At 73.5% G+C, this 14,759-nt stretch carries 13 protein-coding genes and 1 riboswitch; of the genes, 6 read left to right on the top strand and 7 right to left on the bottom strand.

Annotated elements, in window-relative coordinates:
* Nucleotides 1-3: 3 nt before the first annotated feature.
* The 6 genes from BMW85_RS02700 to BMW85_RS02675 form a co-directional block, all read right to left on the bottom strand.
* Nucleotides 4-3,009 (bottom strand): FtsX-like permease family protein, encoded by a 3,006-nt coding sequence (locus tag BMW85_RS02700; RefSeq protein ID WP_091076340.1) that lies wholly within the window; start codon nt 3,007-3,009, stop codon nt 4-6.
* The gene (locus BMW85_RS02695) at nt 3,006-3,815 is read right to left on the bottom strand and encodes an ABC transporter ATP-binding protein (RefSeq protein WP_091076338.1); all 810 of its coding nucleotides are present in this window, start codon (nt 3,813-3,815) and stop codon (nt 3,006-3,008) included. Before BMW85_RS02695 ends, BMW85_RS02700 begins: the two co-directional genes overlap by 4 nt.
* Nucleotides 3,812-4,477, bottom strand: coding sequence for an ATP-binding cassette domain-containing protein (locus BMW85_RS02690; protein WP_218155629.1), 666 nt, complete (start codon nt 4,475-4,477; stop codon nt 3,812-3,814). Before BMW85_RS02690 ends, BMW85_RS02695 begins: the two co-directional genes overlap by 4 nt.
* Before the next feature lie 207 nt (nt 4,478-4,684).
* On the bottom strand, nt 4,685-6,268 hold the full coding sequence (locus BMW85_RS02685) for a PH domain-containing protein (protein WP_177240458.1): 1,584 nt from the start codon (nt 6,266-6,268) through the stop codon (nt 4,685-4,687).
* A 44-nt stretch (nt 6,269-6,312) separates the two neighbouring features.
* The gene (locus BMW85_RS02680) at nt 6,313-6,804 is read right to left on the bottom strand and encodes a PH domain-containing protein (protein WP_245774573.1); all 492 of its coding nucleotides are present in this window, start codon (nt 6,802-6,804) and stop codon (nt 6,313-6,315) included.
* Entirely contained in the window at nt 6,801-7,034 is a 234-nt protein-coding gene (locus tag BMW85_RS02675; RefSeq protein ID WP_218155628.1) for a hypothetical protein, read from the bottom strand. The genes BMW85_RS02680 and BMW85_RS02675 overlap by 4 nt, the downstream gene beginning before the upstream one ends.
* Nucleotides 7,035-7,145: 111 nt before the next feature.
* Here BMW85_RS02675 and BMW85_RS02670 point away from each other — a divergent pair, with 111 nt between their 5' ends.
* Both BMW85_RS02670 and BMW85_RS02665 read left to right on the top strand, forming a co-directional pair.
* Entirely contained in the window at nt 7,146-8,420 is a 1,275-nt protein-coding gene (locus tag BMW85_RS02670) for a sensor histidine kinase (RefSeq protein WP_091076328.1), read from the top strand.
* Nucleotides 8,417-9,064, top strand: coding sequence for a response regulator (locus tag BMW85_RS02665; protein WP_091076325.1), 648 nt, complete (start codon nt 8,417-8,419; stop codon nt 9,062-9,064). The genes BMW85_RS02670 and BMW85_RS02665 overlap by 4 nt, the downstream gene beginning before the upstream one ends.
* Nucleotides 9,065-9,081: 17 nt before the next feature.
* Here the strand turns inward: BMW85_RS02665 and BMW85_RS02660 are convergent, their stop codons facing one another.
* The gene (locus BMW85_RS02660) at nt 9,082-10,143 is read right to left on the bottom strand and encodes a phosphotransferase family protein (RefSeq protein ID WP_091076323.1); all 1,062 of its coding nucleotides are present in this window, start codon (nt 10,141-10,143) and stop codon (nt 9,082-9,084) included.
* A gap of 165 nt (nt 10,144-10,308) precedes the next feature.
* On the opposite strand from BMW85_RS02660, the gene BMW85_RS02655 reads away from it, so the two are divergent.
* From BMW85_RS02655 to BMW85_RS02640, 4 genes are all read left to right on the top strand, one after another.
* On the top strand, nt 10,309-11,610 hold the full coding sequence (locus tag BMW85_RS02655) for an NYN domain-containing protein (RefSeq protein WP_245774572.1): 1,302 nt from the start codon (nt 10,309-10,311) through the stop codon (nt 11,608-11,610).
* Nucleotides 11,611-11,723: 113 nt separating this feature from the next.
* Nucleotides 11,724-12,677 (top strand): C40 family peptidase, encoded by a 954-nt coding sequence (locus tag BMW85_RS02650; protein WP_245774571.1) that lies wholly within the window; start codon nt 11,724-11,726, stop codon nt 12,675-12,677.
* Between the two features lie 324 nt (nt 12,678-13,001).
* A riboswitch (cyclic di-AMP (ydaO/yuaA leader) is annotated at nt 13,002-13,167 on the top strand.
* Between the two features lie 73 nt (nt 13,168-13,240).
* On the top strand, nt 13,241-13,777 hold the full coding sequence (locus BMW85_RS02645) for a C40 family peptidase (protein ID WP_091076316.1): 537 nt from the start codon (nt 13,241-13,243) through the stop codon (nt 13,775-13,777).
* 93 nt (nt 13,778-13,870) lie between these two features.
* Complete coding sequence (locus tag BMW85_RS02640; RefSeq protein WP_143082069.1) at nt 13,871-14,746, top strand: gluzincin family metallopeptidase; 876 nt, start codon at nt 13,871-13,873, stop codon at nt 14,744-14,746.
* Nucleotides 14,747-14,759: the final 13 nt, after the last annotated feature.

The following is a 14,759-nucleotide window of genomic DNA, read 5'->3' as shown; positions in this document are numbered from 1 at the left end:
CGGTCAGGCGGGGGCGTCGCGCAGGCGTTCGACCTTCACGCCGCGCAGCAGCAGCTCCGCCACCACCGCCGCGGCCACCAGGCTGAGCAGCAGGGCGGCGCCCACGACGAGCGCGACGGGCGCCACCGCCACCTGGTGCGGCAGCGGCGGCGTCACCGGCGCCGCGGCGAACTGCGGGATCCGGCCGAGCGCCGCCCAGGCCGCGAGCAGCCCGGCCGCCAGCCCGGCGAGCGTGCCCGCGGCCACCGTGATCACCTGTTCCAGCAGCAGCGCGATCCGCAGCGCGGCCACCCGGGCGCCCGCCGCCTCCAGCGCGGCCAGCTCGTAGCCGCGTCTCCTGGCCGCCGTGTGCAGGGCGAGCACGGTCCGCCCGAGCGCGAGCGCGGCGGCGGCGAGCGCGGAGGCCAGCAGCAGCAACAGCGCCAGCCCCGGCCCCTGCCCGGTGAAGGACGCGGTCAGCTCCGTCACGGTCCGCCGCGACACCACCGACAGCCCCTGGCGTTCCAGCTCGCGTTCCAGCCCGGCGGTGTCGGACAGCCGGGTCCACACCTGGTGGACGGCCTTCTCGTGCACCCCGTACGCGATCCGGTCGGCCTGCTCCAGATCCATGAGGACGCCCGCGTCGGTCAGACCGGGCCCGGCGGCCGAGGCGACGGCGGCGCGCACCGGCATGGCGTAGCTGTTGTCCAGGCCCGGCACCGCCTTCCTGCCGACGGGTCCGACGACGACGGCGGCCGGCTCCGGCGCGTACGTGTCCGGGCGCAGCGTCTGATTGCCGGCGTAGGTGACGGCGAACGTGCCGTCGCGCGCGTCCGGGTCCTCGTCCACCCGCCACGACGGCAGCTCCAGCGACCGCCAGCGGCCCTGCTCGCGCACGGCCAGCCCGGCGACGGTCACCTGGACGAACGCGGGCTCCCTGTACTCGGGCGGCGGCACCGGCTCCCCGCGCAGGGCGCGCAGCTCGCACGCCTCACGCGCGCAGGCGGGAGGCAGGTTCCACATGTGCGTCCCGGACGTGCCGGACAGCTCGCCGAGCGGGAGCCGGGCGGCCCGCAGCGTGCCCGGCACGCGGAACACCGCCGACATCCGGATCCGCCAGCCCTCCGGCGGCAGGTCGTGCTGGAGCCGTACGCGGAACCGGTCGCCGCGCACCCACACGCGCGGCGACCGCGGCCCCTGCACCGCGGCGGCGGCCTGCTCCAGCGACGTGCCCCCGGCCAGCGCGGGACGCCAGGCCGCGCCGATCGCGGCCAGCCGCGCCGGGTCGGCGGCGACCAGCTGCGGCGGCCCCGGCACCATGATCACGGGCGCGGCGGTCCGGCCGCCGGGGTCGGCGGCGGCCACGGCGGCGATCAGCTTGCGCGGCTCGACCGGCCGCACGGTGATCGCGGTGGCCGCCCCGTTGTGGAACCTGGCCGTCTCCGCGTAGTCGCCCGACGTGGCGCTCCACGCCGACACCGCGAACGTGGCCAGCCCGAACGCCGCCCCCAGCACCACCACGCTGCCCGCCGTGACCGGCCCCCGCGCCACCTGCCGCAGCGCCAGGAACGGCCCGAGCCCGCCCCGCCTGCGGGTCACCGCGAACAGCCGCCGGGTGAGCACCGGCAGCGCCCGCCCGGCCAGCAGCGCCACGCCGAGCGCGATCAGCCCCGGCACCGCCATCGCGCTCGAACCGCGTCCCGACACGTCGGTGAGCACGCCGGCGGCCAGCAGCTCGACCAGCCCCAGCGCGGTGATCGCCAGGACGACGGCGTCCAGTACCCAGCCGCGCGCCGAGCGGCGCGGAGTGCGCCGCCACTCCTCGGTGACCGGCCGGGTGGCCACCCGCCAGGCGACCGGCCCGGCGGCCAGCAGCCCGCCCAGCATGGCCGCCACCCCGGCCAGCGCGGCCGTGGGCGGGAAGGCCACGGGGATGCCGGGCGGCAGCAGCGCGCCGATCATCGCGCCCGCGGCGACGTGCCCGGCGAGCAGCCCGAGCGGCACCGCAGCGGCCAGCAGCAGCAGCGGCTCGGCCAGCGCGAACAGCCACACCCGCGTCCGGCGCAGGCCGCGCAGCCGGGCCAGCGCGATCTCCGGTCCGCGGGCGCGTACGAGATCGCCGACGGTCTGGAAGAGCAGCATCCACCCGAGCCCGACGAGCTGGGCGATCACCAGGAGCGTCGGGACGCCGAGCGCGTCGGCGTTGGCGGTCATGACCTTGAGCGTGTCGGCCAGCCGGGAGAAGACGATGACCTGGCTGTCGCGGCCCGCCGCCTCGGCCGCGGCCTGCATGGCGCTCAGCCGGTCCAGGTCGGCGCCGTCGAGGCGGGCGGGATCGATGCCGATGACCGCGTAGTCGGTCCAGCCGCCCGAGGTGTCGGCGGAGCCGATGGAGACGCCGGAGCTGACGATGTACGTGTCGAGCCGGGTCTGCGGCACCGTGAACAGGGCGTCCGCCTTGTTCGCGCTCGGCTCGCCGGTGGGGGAGAACAGCGTCCGGCCGAACCAGAACGGGTCGGCCGCCGAGCCGGGCCGGTAGAGCCCGACCACGGTGAGCGGCGCGGACTCGCGCCCCGTGGAGCCGGGGCCGCTCTTCATGACCGTCGTCAGCTCGACGGTCTCGCCCACCGCGAACCCGGTCGTCTGGCTCGCCATCACCTCGCCGCCGGCGCGCGGGCAGCGGCCCTCGGCGAGCGTCAGGTGCGCGCACTGCCCGTCCTGCCACACCAGCGAGAACGCCCGCTCGTCGTCACGCCGGCCGCTGCTCAGCTCCATGCCGTAGCTCGGCGCGGTGGTGAAGTCCGCGCCCGCCGTGAACGCCGCCACCTTGGCCTCGATGTCGCCCTCGGTGGTGGTGTAGCGCCAGCCGCGGCCCTCGACCGGGGCCGCCGCGAGGGCCTCCCTGGCGATGGTGGTGCGGGCGGCGGCGGCGTAGATCGGCCCGACGGCCGCCGAGGCGATCGGCACGATCGCGATGAGCAGCACGACCAGCGAGAGCGTACGGCGTTCCCAGAGGCCGCGCAGGATCACGGTTCGGCCCTCCGCAGCGCGATGCCGTCCTCCAGCTCCTCGATCCTGGCCATGGAGCCGGGCGGCAGCAGATGGTGGTACTCGGGCGGCACCTGCACGGCGCCCTCCCTGCCGACGACCACGAAGTCCTCGCCGCGCCGGCCCTCCGCCCCGACCCGGCCGTCCCTGATCGTCACCGTACGGTCCAGCGCCTCGCCCACGGCCGGATCATGGGTGACCACGACGGCGGTCGTGCCGTCACCGGCGGCGTCCCTGACGAGCTCGATCACCCTCCGCCCGGACTCCTCGTCGAGCTGGCTGGTGGGCTCGTCGGCGAGCAGCAGTTTGGGGGCGTTGGCCAGCGCCACGGCGAGGGCGAGGCGCTGCTGCTCGCCGCCCGACATCCGGCCCGCCGGGCGGTCGGCCGCGTCCGCCAAGCCGACCCGGGCCAGCAGCTCGCGCGCCCGCCGCCGGTCCCTGCGGACGGCGCGCTGGGCGAAGGCGATGTTCTGGGCGGCGGACAGGTGGCCGATGAGGTTGCGCGCCGGGTTCTGCAGCACCATGCCGATGTGCGTGGCCCGCAGCCGGTCAAGCCTGCGCTGGTCGAGCCGGCCGAGGTCCGCGCCGTCCAGCCACAGGCGGCCCGCGCTCGGCCGCAGCAGCCCGGCCAGCAGCCACAGCAGGGTCGACTTGCCCGCGCCGGACGGCCCGAGCAGCGCGACCGTCTCGCCCGCGCCGATGGTCAGGTCCACGTCCCGGAGCGCGACGACCTCGACGTCCTGCGCCCGGAAGATCTGTACGACGCCGTCGCACCTGACGAGGCTCACCCGCCCCTCCTCGCCCGCCGGGAGGCGGCCGGCGCCCGCAGCTCGACCACCCGGTCGCAGCGCTCGGCCACCTCCGGGTCGTGGGTGGCCAGCACCAGCGTGGTGCCCCGCGCCGCGACCGCGAGCAGCTCGTCCAGGACGAGGGCGCGGTGCGTGGCGTCCTGCTCGGCCGTGGGCTCGTCGGCCAGCAGCACCCGGGGCCGCAGCGCCAGCGCCCGCGCCACCGCCACCCGCTGCTGCTGGCCTCCGGACAGCTCCTCGACCAGGTGGTCGGCGAACCGCGCGACCCCCAGCCGGTCCAGCGCCTCCGCCGCCAGCCGCATCGCCTCGCGCGGGGACCGGCCCGCCGCCCGCAGCGCGACCTCGACGTTCTCGGCCGCCGTGAGCAGGCTCAGCAGCCCGTACGACTGGAAGACCAGCGCCAGCCCGGCCCGCAGCTCCGGCTGCTCGTCCAGGGGCACGCCGCCGGCCAGCACCCGGCCCGCGGCGGGCGGCAGCAGCCCGGCCAGGGTGGTGAGCAGCGTCGTCTTCCCGGAGCCTGACGGACCCATGAGCGCCACGCGCTCGCCGGGCTCGAACTCCAGGGTCAGATCCTCGATGATCGTGCGCCCGCCGGCCTGGCAGCTCAGTGCGCGGCAGGCGAGCGCGGGTCCTGGCGCCACCCGCGGATCATCTCTTGACCAGTGATCTCCGTCAACGGTTAATACGGCTGCAACTCGGTTGCAAGTGGGCCAAATACCGTTATGTCTGCAAGCACTTGAGCCGCGGGACCTGATTTGTCCAACACAGGGGCATGGACAAGACAACGAGGTCACGCGGCTCTCCCTTTTCCCCGTGTGCCGCCCGTGGGGAGGGTCTGCCCGGAAGCCTCAGTGCAGGCTCACGTCAGGTCCGTTCGCCGGCCTGACCAGGAACGGCTCCAGCAGGCCCGGGGCCGCCCGCGCGGCCAGCTCCAGCCCGTCGCCACGGCCCACGTCCAGGACCTCGTAGTGACCGTCACCCGCCGCGGTGGTGGCCGACACCGTCACCAGGCCGGCCCGCCGCTGGAAGAACGACTCGGTGATCGTCCAGCCCGAGATGCCCGCCCGCTCCAGCGCGACCGTACGGCGGATCATCGCTCCTTGGCGGGTCACCAGATGCCGTCCGGCGAGGGCGTGCCCGAGGCTCCGTGCCCCCGTCACGGCGCCCCACCAAGCCACCGGCGCCGCCACCGCCGGCACCGCCCACACCCAGGCCCCCATCCAGGGCCCCATCCAGGGCCATGGCCACGGCACCGACCAGGACACCACCCCTGTCATGGCCGTGAGCACCGCCACGAGCACGACCGCGCGCACGACCCGCCGCCGCCGTGCCGCGGGCGGGTGACGTACCAGCCCGGCTCCTAGGTCGGTCCTGGCGTCGCCTGTCGCGATGGCGTCGGCGAGGCGCCAGGCCAGAGGGCGGGGAAGCGGCGGGGCGAGCGCGCCGACGTCCTCGGTCTCGCCGTCGCCGGCCTTGCCGAGGCCGGTGGCGATCGCCTTGACGCGCGCCCCGCCGCCCAGCCGGAGCAGCAGCGGTTCCCTGACCTCCACGCCGCGCAGCCGCCGCTCCTCCAGCGTCAGCGAGCGGGCGGTGAGCAGGCCGCGCCGCAGCCGGAGCCGTCCCGGCTCGCGGTCGAGCCGGTAGCGCCCCCACGACTCGGCGAACTGCGCCACGGCCCCGAGCGCCCCCACGGCGACGTTGACGGTGAGCAGCAGCACGACGGCGGGCAGCGGATGACCGGTCACCCAGTCCCACACCGGCCCGGCCGCCTGTTCGGCCAGGTCCTCCAGCCCCAGCCGCTCCGCCGCCTTGTAGGCCACGCCCAGCACCACCGCCGCCCCGGCGAAGGTCCACACCGTCAGCGGCGCGTACCGGACCCACGACCACCGCAACTCGGCCAGCGGCGCGTCGCGGTCCACCCGCTCGCCGGACTGCTCGTCCGCCGCCGCGCCGCGCAGCAGCGTGCGGCGCAGCGTCTCGGCGTCGTGCCTGGTCAGCGGGTCCAGCGTCAGCTCGTCGCCGTCGGCCGCGCGCTCGCCGGTGCCGACCTTGACCACGGTCAGCCCGAGCAGCCGCAGCACCGGGTCGGCCCGCAGGTCCACGCTCCGCACCCGGTCGCGCGGAACCGCGCGGGCCCGGCGCACCGTGATGCCGGACCGCAGCTCCAGCCGCTCGCCGGTCAGCCGCCAGCGCGTGGACCTGAGCCTGGCCACGTCGTACGCCGCCACGCCCCCCACGATGAGCACCGCCGCCGCCGCGCACGCCGTCACCAGTCCCCAGGTCGGCCAGCCGGCGCCGGTGAACAGGCGCACCAGCCCGATCACGGCGGCCGCCACAAGCGCCAGCGACTTGACCGCCGACGCCACGACCGACCGCCCGGCCGGCGCCCGCCAGCCGCCTTCCTCCGCTGAGCGCCCGGCAGTCGCCTGCACGGAGTGTCCAGGGGGCGGCTGTCCACCGGGTTTGTCCGGGGCGGTCATGTCGCGTCCCCTGGAGTGGCCTGGGTGCGGGCCGTCAGGCGTTCGGCCAGGTCGGCGGCGAGCTGGTGGTCGAGAGCCGCGATGGTGATCGCGCCCGCCGACGAGGCCGTGGTCACCGTCACGTCCGCCAGCCCGAACAATCGCTGCACCGGCCCCCGTGCGGTGTCGATCCGCTGGATGCGTGACATGGGCGCCACCTGCCAGGTGTGCGTCAGCCATCCCTTGCGCGTGTAGACCGCGTCGTCGGTGACCTCCCACCGCTCGACCTGGTAGTAGGCCCGTGGTGCGCCGACCGCCAGCGCCAGGCAGCCCGCCCCGAACGCCGCCACCACCACCCCCAGCCACATCGGCCGGTCGGTGAACGTCCAGTAAGCCCAGACCGCCGCCGCGGCCACCGGCACCATGAGGATCAGCCACTGCGCCGTCCACCACCTGACCGCGCGTGGATCGGCCCGGTTGCGCGGCGGCCGCATCGACGTTCCTGTCACCCGTCCTCCTCCCTCCGCGTACGTGACACCGTGTCCGCGACGGCGAGCAGCACGAAGCCGAGCACGCCGATCACGATGGCCGCGAACACCTCGTGCCCCCGCAGGAACCCCAGATGGTTGGCCACGAGCAGCCGCTCGGTCCACGGCCACAGGCCGAGCAGCGAGTTGCCCAGGCCGGCCACGCCCTGCAGGAGCAGCAGCCAGCCGAGCACCGTCAGCACCGTTCTCACGGGACCAAGGCTCGCCCGCCGGTCGCCCGGCCCGCATCGTCCGCAGGTCTCGCCCGGCATCGACTTTGGTCGCTATCGGCGCGACCCCGGCAGGGCTTAGCCTCGGAGAACGTGAGCGACGTGCGGGCGGACGACGGGCCGGTGCCCGAATACCGATGGGTGCTGCCCTCGGTGCTGCTCGGCGACGGCGGCGAGGGCCGGCCGGTGCGCCGCTCCACCCGCGACTGGATCGTGGACGTCACGGTCTTCCTGGTCGCCTGCGGCATCACGCTGCTCACCCTGTCCGAGGTGCAGGACGAGCCGGAGCCGCTCCTGCTGACCGAGCAGGTCGTGGGCGCGCTGTCGTGCGTGTCGGTGTGGCTGCGCCGCCGCTGGCCGGTGGCGCTCGCGCTGGTCATGGTGGTGGCCTCGACCTTCCTGGAGATGGCCGGCGGTGCGGGGCTGGTGGCGCTGTTCACCGTGGCGGTGCACCGGCCGTTCAAGATCTCTGGGCCGGTCGCGCTGCTCCATCTCGTGACGATCCCGCCCTACCTGCTGATCAGGCCGCAGGACGACATGACGCCGCTGGAGTGGGGCATCGTGGTGGCGGCCCTGCTGCTGACCGTCTACGCCTGGGGCATCGTGGTGCGGGCCAGGCGCCAGCTCATCTGGTCGCTGCGCGAGCGCGCGGCGAGCGCCGCCGAGGAGGCCAAACGGCTCGAACGCGAGCGCATCGCCAGGGAGATGCACGACGTGCTCGCCCACCGCATCTCCATGCTCAGCCTGCACGCCGGCGCGCTGGAGTTCCGGCCGGACGCGCCCGCCGCCGACATCGCCCGCGCGGCCGGGGCGATCCGGGCCAACGCCCACCTCGCCCTCCAGGACCTGCGCCAGGTGATCGGCGTGCTGCGCCACACCGGCTCAGAAGGTGGCGACGACCAGGTGCCCGACCGGCCGCAGCCCACGCTCGCCGACCTGCCGTCGCTGGTCGAGGAGTGCCGCCAGGCCGGCATGGACGTCCGGCTGGAGCAGCGGGCGGGCAACGCGCCTGACGGGCTTGGCCGCAACGTCTACCGCATCGTGCAGGAAGCGCTCACCAACGCGCGCAAGCACGCCGCCGGCCAGCCGGTCACCGTGACCGTGGCCGGCGCCCCGGGCGCGGAGCTGTCGGCGGAGGTCCGCAACCCGCTCGGCCCTCGCCATCTTCCCCGCATCCCGGGCGCGGGCGCGGGGCTCATCGGGCTGGCCGAACGGGCGGAACTGGCCGGCGGACGGCTGGAGCACGGCCCGACGCCGGAGGGGGAGTTCGTGGTGCGCGCCCGGCTGCCATGGCCGGAAGAGGCGGCGCAATTGACAGGGGCGCAAGTGACAGGGGAGATGGAAGCGCAAGTGGGGGAGAGGCCGTGATCAAGGTGCTCGTGGTCGACGACGACGCGATGGTACGCGCCGGCCTGTCGATGATCCTGGGCGGCGCCGGCGACATCGCCATCGTGGGCGAGGCCGCCGACGGGGCGGAGGTGCCGCCGCTGGTCGCCGAGCACCGGCCGGACGTGGTCCTCATGGACATCCGCATGCCTGCGGTGGACGGTCTCACCGCCACCGAGGCGCTGCGGGCGACGGCGGCGCCGCCCGAGGTGGTGGTGCTGACCACGTTCCACGCCGACGCGCAGGTGCTGCGGGCGTTGCGGGCCGGGGCGGCCGGGTTCCTGCTCAAGGACATCGCCCCCGCCGACCTGGTGCAGGCGATCAGGAAGGTCGCGGCGGGCGAGCCGATCCTGTCGCCCGCCGTGACGCGGCAGCTCATCACGCACGTCTCCGACGGCGGCGCGGGGGAGCGCACCGCACGGGCCCGCCAGCTGCTCGCCCGGCTGAGCGAGCGCGAACGGGAGGTCGCGGTGGCCGTCGGGCGGGGCCGCTCCAACGCCGAGATCGCGCGCGAGCTCTACATGAGCGTGCCCACGGTCAAGGCGCACGTCTCGCGCATCCTCACCAAGCTGGCACTCAACAACCGGGTCCAGGTGGCCCTGCTGGTCTACGACGCCGCGGGCTGACCCGAGCGGCGGGTGGGTCAGGTGGTGAGGAGTTGCTCGATCGTCGCCCGGTGCAGGACGAGGTCGTCGGGGTCCTCCGGGTCGGGCTGCTCGCCGAAGTGGATCCTGCGCTGCCAGACCCTGGCCATGATGATGCCGTGGCGCAGGGCCGCGTACATCTCGTAGAAGCCCATGTCGCGCGGCTCGTGGCCGGTCAGCTCGCGGTAGGTGCGGCAGACGTCCTCGGCGCGCATGAAGCCCGGCATGCCGGGCAGTCCCAAGGCGACGGTGAGGTCCTGGAAGAAGCGGTGCAGGAAGATCATCCAGGAGAGGTCCAGCTCGCGCGGCCCCACCGCGGCCATCTCCCAGTCGAGCACCGCGACCGGCTCGAAGTCCCGGAACATCAGGTTGCCGATGCGGGCGTCGCCCCAGAGCAGCACGTCCGGGCCGGGCCGCTCCGGCCAGTGCGCCTCCAGCCAGTCGAAGGCCCGCTCCAGCAGCGGGATGGGACGCTTGCCGTGTGCCCACCGGTAGTAGGCGTATTGCGCGTCCACGTGCGCGCGCAGGCCCGGCGGTCCGAAAGCGGCAAGTTCGTCCGGGGTGAACGGGGTCCGGTGCAGCGCGGCCACGACGCCCACGCTGGCCTCCTGCAGCCTGCGCTGGTCCTCGGGGGCCGCCTCGCACAGCCAGCCGCCGAGCGTGTACGGCAGCACGTCCGGCGGCACCAGCCCCTCGGCGCGCTCCATGACGAAGAACGGGGTGCCGAGCGGCGCCGGGTCCGGCTCGAACCAGAGAGTCCTGGGCGCTGGGATCCCAGCTTTTTCCCTGGCCAAACGCATGATCTCGAACTGCGACCGCAGATCGTACTCGGGAAAGACCGGAACCGCTTCTCCCGCAGGTGCCAGCCGTGCCACGCAGCGGGTCGGGCGTCCGTCCCAGGTCGCGGTGAAGAACAGGGTCTCGCTCGACATGCCGTTGTCGGTGGGACGGTCCAGCTCCGACACTGAGGCGTCCCCGCCGACCTTGCCGCGCAGCCACGCGGTCACCTGCTCGCGAAGTTCCTCCAGGTCACGGGTGGAGGTACGCATCTGCTCCGTCACGGTCGGCCTCCCGGGTGAACACCTGCCGTTCACCTGTCGTACACCCCCGACCAAGCGCTCGTCCATACACAGGCGGCCGTTACGGTCAGGTACGCGGCAGCCGTACCCTTGTCTGAAAGGGCATGTCACGAAGGGACAAGTGGGATGAGTTCAGCGGGTGAAGGCTTGTCTCGCCCGCTCCCCGAGCAGGTGCGCCTCAACGTCGTGGACCTGGCGGCCACGGTTCTCGGGACGCTGCCCGCTGTCTCCGTCCCGCCGCCGTTGCGTGGCATCGCCAAGTTCGAGGCGCGCAAAAGAGCCAAGCTGGGCAGTGCGCCCATCGCCGCGCAACTGGAGAACGACAAGAAGTTCCGCGAACTGGTCGCCGAGTCGGTGGCCGCCGGCTGGCCCGAGCTGGTCGCCTCGCTGGCCGACGGCCACGTCCCGCCCGCGGCCGACCCCGTGCTGGTGGCCGCGGCCGCCTACCTCACCCGGCCGCCCGGCTGGGAGGAGATGATCGAGCTCGCCAGGAGCGACCTCCAGCAGTCCGCCGCGGCGGCCGAGGGCTCCGAGCGCGAGGAGGTGGTCTCCCGGCTGCGCGAGCAGCTCGCCGCGCAGAAGAGCGCCGCCAAGGAGGAGTCCGACCGGCTGCGCGAGCAGCTCAAGCTTGCCCGCTCCGAGAACTCCGACCTGCGGCGCAAGCTCCACGACGCCCGCGAGCGGGCCAAGGCCGCGCTCGCGCGGACCGAGGAGATGGAGCGCGTGGCCGAAGAGGCCCGTACGGCCGCCGTGGCCGCGGGCAACGCCGGCGAGTCGGAGCTGCGGCGGCTGCGCGAGCGGCTGGCCGACGTCGAGAAGCAGCTGGAAGCCTCGCGCCGGGCCGCCCGCGAGGGCCGCAGCCTGGAGGACGCCCGCATCCGGGTGCTGCTCGACGCCCTGCAGGACGCCTCGGCCGGGCTGCGCAGGGAGCTCGGCCTGCCGGCGACCATCAGCCGGCCCGCCGACTCGGTCGCGGCTCACCCCGGCGAGCGGCCGGGCGTGCGCGGCGTGCCCGCGCGGGCGCTGGCCGACGACGACCCGCAACTGCTCGACCAGCTCCTCGCGATCCCGCAGATCCACCTCATCATCGACGGCTACAACGTCACCAAGACCGGCTACGGCACGCTCACCCTGGCCGACCAGCGCAACCGGCTGATGACCAACCTCGGCGGGCTGGCCGCGCAGACCCGGGTCGAGATGACCGTCGTCTTCGACGGGGCCGAGCTCAACGCCCCCGTCCAGGTCGTGGCGCCGCGCGGGGTGCGGGTGCTCTTCAGCGACCCCGGGGAGATCGCCGACGATCTCATCCGGCAGCTCGTCCGGGTCGAGCCGCCGGGACGGGCCATCGCGGTCGTGTCCTCCGACCGTGAGGTGGCCGAATCGGTGAGGCGGATGGGAGCCAGACCGGTTCCGTCCGCTCTGCTTTTGCGCCGCCTTGGTCGCGCCTAGATTACGAATTAAAGGTTTTACCCGTTGAGGTGAGACCTCACCCGCCACTTCTGTACTATTCGCCCCAGATGTTTACCCTGGGAGGCGACGCAGTGAGGTTTGGCCGGGTACCGGTGGCCGCAGGGATCGCGTTCGGGCTGGTGCTCGCCCCCGCCGGGGCCGCGATCGCCGATCCCAAGCCCACGCTCGCTCAGGCCAAGGCCAAGCTGGAGAAGCTCAACGACAAGGCGGACAAGGTCGTCGACCGCTACAACACGGCCACCGAGCGGTACAAGAAGGCCAAGTCCACCTACACGGGCCTCAACGACAGCTACAAGCGCAAGCTGGCCACCGTCGCCGACCTGCGCGCCCAGATCATCACCATGGCCGTCGACAGCTATCAGCTCGGCGGCGACGTCACGTCCCTGCCGGGCTTCCTCGGCTCCGACGACCCCGACGACTTCCTCGCCCGCCTCGCGCTGGCCGGCCAGGTCTCCAAGGAACGCGCCGAGAAGCTGAACGCCTTCGACCGGGAGAACCGCGGACTCAAGACCGAGCGGGACAAGGCGGAGAAGGCTCTGGAAACGGCCGACAAGGAACGCGACGGGGTCCAGAAGGAACGCGCGGAGATCCTCAAGCTGATCGCCGAGCAGAAGAAACTGCTGGAGAAGCTGAACGCCTACAACCCGGGCAACCCCAACAGCACCGGCATGAAGTACACCGGCTCCGCGTCGGGCAACGCGGCCTCGGTGCTGCGCTTCGCCTACGCGCAGATCGGCAAGCCGTACGTGTTCGGCGGGACGGGGCCCGGCGGCTACGACTGCTCCGGCCTGACGCAGGCGGCCTGGCGGGCCGCGGGCGTCTCGCTGCCGCGTACGACGTGGCAGCAGTGGGCCTGGGGGGCGAACCGCCGGGTGAGCCTCGACGCGCTGCAGCCCGGGGACCTCATCTTCAGCGAAGGACTGGGGCACGTCAGTATCTACGCGGGCAACGGGCAGATCGTTCACGCGCCGCAGACGGGCGACGTCGTGAAGGTCGTCAAGCTGTCGGCCTACGGGCGGCGGCTCGTCGGCGCCATCCGTCCCTGACACCCGTACGTACGTCCTCCGCGTCGGCGCGCGGCGCCGCCCTGTTGCCGCAGTGAAAACTGTGACGAAAGTGACAAATCACCCCTTACTGGACCATGCTCCGAGAAGTGTGAGTATGGTCACATTTCGGTAACGGGGCCCGGCGTTTCAGCAGGGATTTCGATCCTGACTCGACCCCTTGTCTGATCTTGACAAGCCGCCGTCCGCTTTGCCGATTCCTGACCTGTCGGCGTAGCTTCTGGCGTCGCGGTGACACCCCATGTCGCCGCCGATCTCGATCCGCCGGTCGCCTCCCGTACATCCCCATGAGAAACACCTCGACGGGGCGGCGACCTGCCGAATCCGTGCAGCCAGGAGGCACGGAGCCGGGGAACCACCGATCCCTCTCCCTAGGGGATCAGGGGTGAATCGGCGCTGCTCGAACGCGCCGTAGGGCTACTTCCAGGCCCGAATCCGTCAGCTAACCCGGTAGGCGTTCGTGGAAGTCTCAAGGAGAAATCCTGTCTACCTCCCCGCTTAACCCCCGTCTGTCCCGCCTTGCCCTGAGTGGCGCGGCGCTCACCATGACCGTGACGGCCGGAGGTGTCATCCTCCATGCCCCGACGGCTCAGGCGGCGACGACGAGCGACGCGGCCACGACCTCGACGACCACGGTGCAGAGCACCACGAAGTCATCGAAGTCCGCCAAGGCCGTCAAGACCGCCAGGTCGGCCAAGGCGCGCAAAGTCGCTCGGCAGCAGGCGAAGGCTCACCGGGCCGTCGCCGTGGCCAAGAACCAGATCGGGGACCCGTACCGCTACGGCGGCACCGGCCCCGGCTCGTTCGACTGCTCCGGACTCGTCCAGTACGCCTGGAAGAAGGCCGGAATCAGGCTCCCGCGCGTGGCGAGCAGCCAGTACGCCCGCACCCGGACGAAGGTCTCCTGGAAGAAGCTCAAGCCAGGCGACCTGATGTTCTTCAACGGGCTCGGCCACGTGGGCATGTACGTCGGCAAGGGCAAGATGATCCACTCGCCCAGGACAGGCGAACGGGTACGCATCGACAAGCTGAGCGGATGGCGTAAATCGTCCTTCGTCGGCGCGGTCCGTCCCGGCATGTGACCACAGCCCCGCCCCGATCCCCGTACGGGATCGGGCGGGGCTGTCGCCTTTCCCCACCCGGGCACCCGCCCGGCCCGGCTACCATCGGGGATCGTGTCCGAGCAGGTGGGCCCACACCGAGGAGCCGCACCGGCGGCTCTCCTCCTCCTGGCGCCGCTTCTCGTCGCTCTCGCCCTCGTCCCGGCCGCGAGCGCGCCGATCGCGGACGCTCCCGCGCTGCCCGCGGGCGCGCTTGGGCTGTGGCCGGGGGAGTCCGTCACCGTCCGTGGGACGCGCTCCGTGGTCGTCGGCCGGCCCGCCCCAACCACCTCATCCGCCGAGCCCGCTTCGTCCGTCTCGCTCGTCGAGTTGGCGCGGCTGGCCGACACGGCGGCGCTCCGCGTCGGAGCGGTCCTCGGGGAGCCCGTACGCCCCCTCGTCATCGTCCCCGCCTCGGCCGCCGAGGCGGCCCGCCTGGCAGGGACCGGCCCGATCGACGGCCTGGCCGCGCTCGCCGACGGCGACCGGGTGCTCGTCGTCCCCGAGGTCTTCGCCCGGCTCAATGCCACCGGCAGGGACGTCGTCCTGGCCCACGAGCTGACCCACGTCGCCGCCGGCACCGACCGCCTCCCTGTCTGGCTGTACGAGGGTTTCGCCGACTACGTCGGCTACCGCGACTCCGGACTGCCCGTACGTACGGCCGCCGCCGAACTGGCGGACGAGGTGCGCGCGGGACGCCTGCCCGGCGAACTGCCCGGTCCCGCCGCCTTCGCCGCGGACGGGAGCGACCCGGCGCGGCTCGCGCGGGCATACCAGGAGTCCTGGCTGGCGTGTCGCTTCCTCGCCGACCGGTTCGGTGAGGAGACCCTGGTACGGCTCTACCGTGAAGCCCGGGTGGCCGGCGCCGACCGGGCACTCGCCGGGCTCGGCCTCTCCACGGCCACGCTGACGGACCGGTGGCGCGCGTACGTGCGCGAACAACTCGCGTAAGAGGGGGAGGCAG

The organism is Nonomuraea wenchangensis (assembly GCF_900111685.1).
Taxonomy (GTDB): Bacteria; Actinomycetota; Actinomycetes; order Streptosporangiales; family Streptosporangiaceae; genus Nonomuraea; species Nonomuraea wenchangensis.
Note: the sequence above shows the minus strand (reverse complement) of the source record. Positions and strands in the feature narration are given on the sequence as shown.